Below are 4,317 nucleotides of genomic sequence, written 5' to 3' on the forward strand. Positions count from 1 at the left end.
GTCGGTATGGTCGTTTGGGGCGCGATCACCGGGGACGTGGTAGGCTGCGCTGGTGCGGTGATCGCCTCCAGCGGCGGAAGCACGATCACGGGATTGGTGGTTGCGGCATTCTGGGCGAACGCGGCGGTGGAAAGAAGCGCTGCCGTCGCGGTTAAAGCGAGCGGCGCGCGGCGAGCGATTTGCGTGTGTGTCATCATGCCTAAACAACGCGCCACATTTTCGGCACGTTCCCGTCATCTTCTGTTCAGGAAACTCCAATACATTGAAATCGCTAAATTTATTATGCCCAAATCGGGACAGACCGCCGGATTCGGGCGGCCAACTGACATCGTCTCGCCACAGTCTCGAACGCTTTTGTTCGCCGTTTGATCTCTATGCGCAGATCCGTTAGTGGTCGCGCTTGAGGTTTGACGCCGGAGTGTTCTAACCGCGAGTTTCATGGCCGATCCCATCGCCCTTCCCGCGCTTCATGCCAGCCATGCAGGCACCTGGCTGCGCGAGCCCGGCGCGCCTGCGGGCGGCGGCACGCGCGCATTGTCCAAGGGCGAAGCGGTGATGGCCGCCGCCGACACGCCGCTTCTTATCCTGAATGCCCCGCTGGTGGCGAGCCGGCTGGGCTATCCCGACCTGTCGGGTCTCGACCTGCTGGAACTGTTCGCCTTCGTCCACCCAGCCCGCTTCTGCGTTCCGACACCCAAGGGGCTGGCCGATGCGCTGGGACTGGACGAGCCGATTGGCGATGGCGACGTGCCTCTGCTGCTGCAGAGAGCCGCGGGTGCGCTGATCCAGACCTGCGAGAGCGGCGAATGGCGCGAACGCGAAGGCGCGTGGTCTACGCTGCAATCGCTGGCACGGCTGCGCTGGCCATGGGCGGGCGTGCTGGCCCCTGCGATCCGCCGGCCCGAACAGGCCGAAAAATGGCTGTTCACCCGGCTTCCCGAGTGGGAAGAAACGCCCGAGCGCCCCCAGCCCGGCCAGGTTCTGATCGAGGAGTTCGAAGTCGAAGGCCGGCTGGAGCGGCTGACCGGCGAAGGGGCCGAACGGCGCGACGGGCAGTTCGATTACACCCGCAGCGCAGGGCGCATCTTCGCACCCCGCGCCAAGGACAAGCGCCCGCATGTGCTGCTGGCACAAGCGGGCACCGGGATTGGCAAGACGCTGGGCTATCTCGCACCGGCATCGCTGTGGGCAGAACGCAGCGGCGGCACCGTCTGGGTCTCCACCTATACCAAGAACCTGCAGCGGCAGCTGCGGCAGGAAAGCACACGCGCCTGGCCGGAGGCGCGGCCCGATGGGACCAAACCCGTGGTGGTGCGCAAGGGGCGCGAGAATTACCTGTGCCTGCTCAATCTGGAAGATGCGCTGCAAGGCGGCTTCGGCGGTCGCGCGGCGATTCTGGCGCAGCTCGTCGCCCGCTGGGCGGCCTATAGCCGCGATGGAGACATGATCGGCGGCGACCTGCCCGGCTGGCTGGGCACGCTGTTCAGGAAGCGCGGCATTGCCGCCCTCACCGACCAGCGCGGCGAATGCGTCTATGCGGGGTGCCCGCATTACCGCAAATGCTTCATCGAACGCGCCGCTCGGGCGAGCGCGCAGGCCGATCTGGTGATCGCCAACCATGCCCTGGTGATGGTCAATGCCGCGCGCGGACGCGACCATGCCCAGCGCCCGACCCGCATCGTCTTCGACGAGGGCCACCATGTCTTCGACGCCGCCGATTCCACCTTTGCCGCCGCGCTCACCGGGGCGGAAGCGATCGAATTGCGGCGCTGGATCGTGGGCCCCGAACGCGCCAGCCGGGGCCGCCGCCGGGGTTTGTCCGCAAGGCTCGCCGATGTCGCGAGCTATGACGAGGCCGGTGGCATGGCGATAGAAGCGGCGGTTCACGCCGCACAGTCCCTCCCCTCCGACGGCTGGCTGGGCCGGCTGGCCGAAGCCATGCCCGATGGGCCGATCGAGATGCTGCTCGCGCAGATCCGCGCGACCACCTATGCGCGCGACGAGAGCGGCGGGGTCGATGCGGGCTACGGTATCGAAACCGAAGCCGCGCAGCTTCCGGGCGAGCTGGTGGAGGCGGCAGGCCATGCCGAACAGGCGCTCGCCGCGATCCGCGTGCCGCTGATCCGCCTGGCTGGCCGGCTGGAGGCGGTGATGGAAGATGCGCCCGACTGGCTCGATGCGCCGGGCCGTGCGCGCATCGAAGGCGCGCGCCACTCGCTGGCATGGCGGATCGACCTGCTTGCCGCGTGGGAGGCGCTGCTGGGCCGGATGGGCGGCCCCGCCGACCCCGAATTCGTAGACTGGCTGGCGGTGGATCGCGGCGATGCGCGCGAGTTCGATGTCGGCCTGCACCGCCACTGGCTGGACCCGATGAAGCCCTTCGCCCGCGTGGTGCTGGAGCCCGCGCATGGCGTCATGCTGACCAGCGCGACCCTGACCGACCGGGACGATAGCGGACCGGACTGGCCGTCCGCCATCGCCCGTTCCGGCACGCCGCATCTGGAACTCCAACCGCAGACCGCGCTGGCGGACAGCCCGTTCGATTACGCCACCCGCGCCGAGGTGCTGATCATCACAGATATCCGCAAGGGGGACATTCCCGCGCTCGCGGGGGCCTATGCCCGGCTGATCGAGGCATCGGACGGCGGCGTGCTGGGCCTGTTTACCGCGATCCGGCGAATGCGCGCCGTGGTCAGCCGCATCGCCGACCGGCTCGCGCGCGCCGGTTTGCCGCTCTATGCCCAGCATGTCGATCCCATCGACACCGGCACCCTGACCGACATCTTCCGCGACGATCCGCGCGCCAGCCTGATGGGCACTGATGCGCTGCGCGACGGGGTGGACGTCCCCGGCAGGTCCTTGCGCCTGGTGGTCATGGAAAGCGTCCCTTGGCCCCGCCCCACCATCCTCCACCGCGCACGCCGCGCTGCCGCGGCGGGCCAGAGTGGGGAAGAACCGGGCGGTGCCCAGCGCTATGACGATCGCATTATCCGCGCCCGTCTTGCGCAGGCTTTCGGACGGCTGATCCGCAGCCGCGAGGATGCCGGGCATTTCGTGGTTCTGTCACCCGCCTTCCCCACGCGGCTCCTCTCCGCCTTCCCGCCGGGCACCCCCGTCATCAGACTGACGCTCGAAGAGGCTTTACAGCGGGTGCAAAAGGGTATCGGGTCGGATGCGAATATCCGGGATCATGACGAGGAACGGCAAGAATCGTGAAAACATTGGGCCTGCTGCGCCACGCCAAGTCCGATTGGGGGCCGTCCGACAAGCGCGATTTCGATCGCGGCCTGAACGAGCGCGGGCGCAAGGGCGCGGCGCTGATGGGGCGGCATGTGCGCGAGCAAGGCACCCGGTGGGACAGCCTGATCGCGAGCCCGGCGGTGCGTGTAAAACTGACGCTGGAGGCCGCCAAGCTGGACCTCGCGCCGCGCTGGGAAGAGCGGCTCTACCTCGCCGATACCGACACCATGCTGGACCTGCTGCGCGGCGCAACGGGCGATGCGGTGCTGATCGCCGGGCATAACCCGGGCCTTGGCGATATGGTGCTGGAACTGGTGGCCCCGTCGAAGGAGAATGCCCTGTTCGACGAGGCCAAGGTGAAGTTCCCCACCGCGAGCTTCGCCGTGATCGAACTGCCCATCGAAGACTGGGCCGACATCGCGGCCGAAAGCGGCGAACTGGTGCACTTCAAGCGCCCCCGCGATCTCGACCCGGACCTGGGGCCGGAGCGTTAGGCCAACGCCAAATTCTGCGGTTGCCGAGCAACGTCAGATGGTTGCTGTTGAGGCGGTGAGTGGACACGCGCCCAGTCCGGCGCAGGAAAATAAGCTAAGATGACGCGGCCTTACGCGTCCTGCATAGTGCACCACTGCTGCTTGTGCTGACGGCGGCTGAGCGGCAAGCTCCCGCAACGGCCGTGACAGTTGTTTTGCCGAATAACTTAGACGGACAACCAGTTTGCAAAAACGGGGCCGGCACCCTGAAGGCGCCGGCCCCGGTCGGTGTGGGCCCCGTTTCGCGGCCTAGTCGACGATATCCATTTCCTCGATCAGGCCCTTCGCACCGTCCACCTTGTCCATCACCCACAGCATGTATCGGGTGTCGACATGGATCGTGCGCGTGGTGCGGGGGTCGAAATCCCAGTCGGAATTTACGCTTTCGAACGTCCCGTCGAACAGCAGCCCGACCAGTTCCGCGCGCGCATTCATCGTCGCCGATCCGCTGTTTCCGCCTGTGGAATCGAGGTTGGAGAGGAAGTTCACCGGCACCGAACCGATGCTGTCCAGCTCATACGGGCCGTAATCCTTCTCGCATATA

At 66.9% G+C, this 4,317-nt stretch carries 4 protein-coding genes; 3 read left to right on the forward strand and 1 reads right to left on the reverse strand.

Annotated features, from left to right (window positions below; all coding sequences use genetic code 11):
• The 3 genes from ACFDTG_RS16250 to ACFDTG_RS16260 form a co-directional block, all read left to right on the forward strand.
• Positions 1-369: hypothetical protein (locus tag ACFDTG_RS16250; protein WP_375291970.1), on the forward strand; the 369-nt coding region annotated here is incomplete at its 5' end.
• A 69-nt stretch (positions 370-438) separates the two neighbouring features.
• Positions 439-3,216, forward strand: a complete 2,778-nt coding sequence (locus ACFDTG_RS16255) for an ATP-dependent DNA helicase (protein WP_375291971.1) — start codon at positions 439-441, stop codon at positions 3,214-3,216.
• On the forward strand, positions 3,213-3,734 hold the full coding sequence (locus ACFDTG_RS16260; RefSeq protein WP_375291972.1) for a histidine phosphatase family protein: 522 nt from the start codon (positions 3,213-3,215) through the stop codon (positions 3,732-3,734). The genes ACFDTG_RS16255 and ACFDTG_RS16260 overlap by 4 nt, the downstream gene beginning before the upstream one ends.
• 288 nt (positions 3,735-4,022) lie before the next feature.
• Here ACFDTG_RS16260 and ACFDTG_RS16265 read toward each other — a convergent pair.
• On the reverse strand, positions 4,023-4,317 hold a 295-nt coding region (locus ACFDTG_RS16265), incomplete at its 5' end, for a S46 family peptidase (RefSeq protein ID WP_375291973.1).

The sequence above is a fragment of the Qipengyuania sp. genome, from assembly GCF_042095715.1.
GTDB lineage: Bacteria > Pseudomonadota > Alphaproteobacteria > Sphingomonadales > Sphingomonadaceae > Qipengyuania.

Coding starts and splice junctions, on each gene's coding strand:
- ACFDTG_RS16255 (WP_375291971.1), top strand. CDS start 439: ATGGCCGATCCCATCGCCCTTCCCGCGCTTCATGCCAGCCATGCAGGC.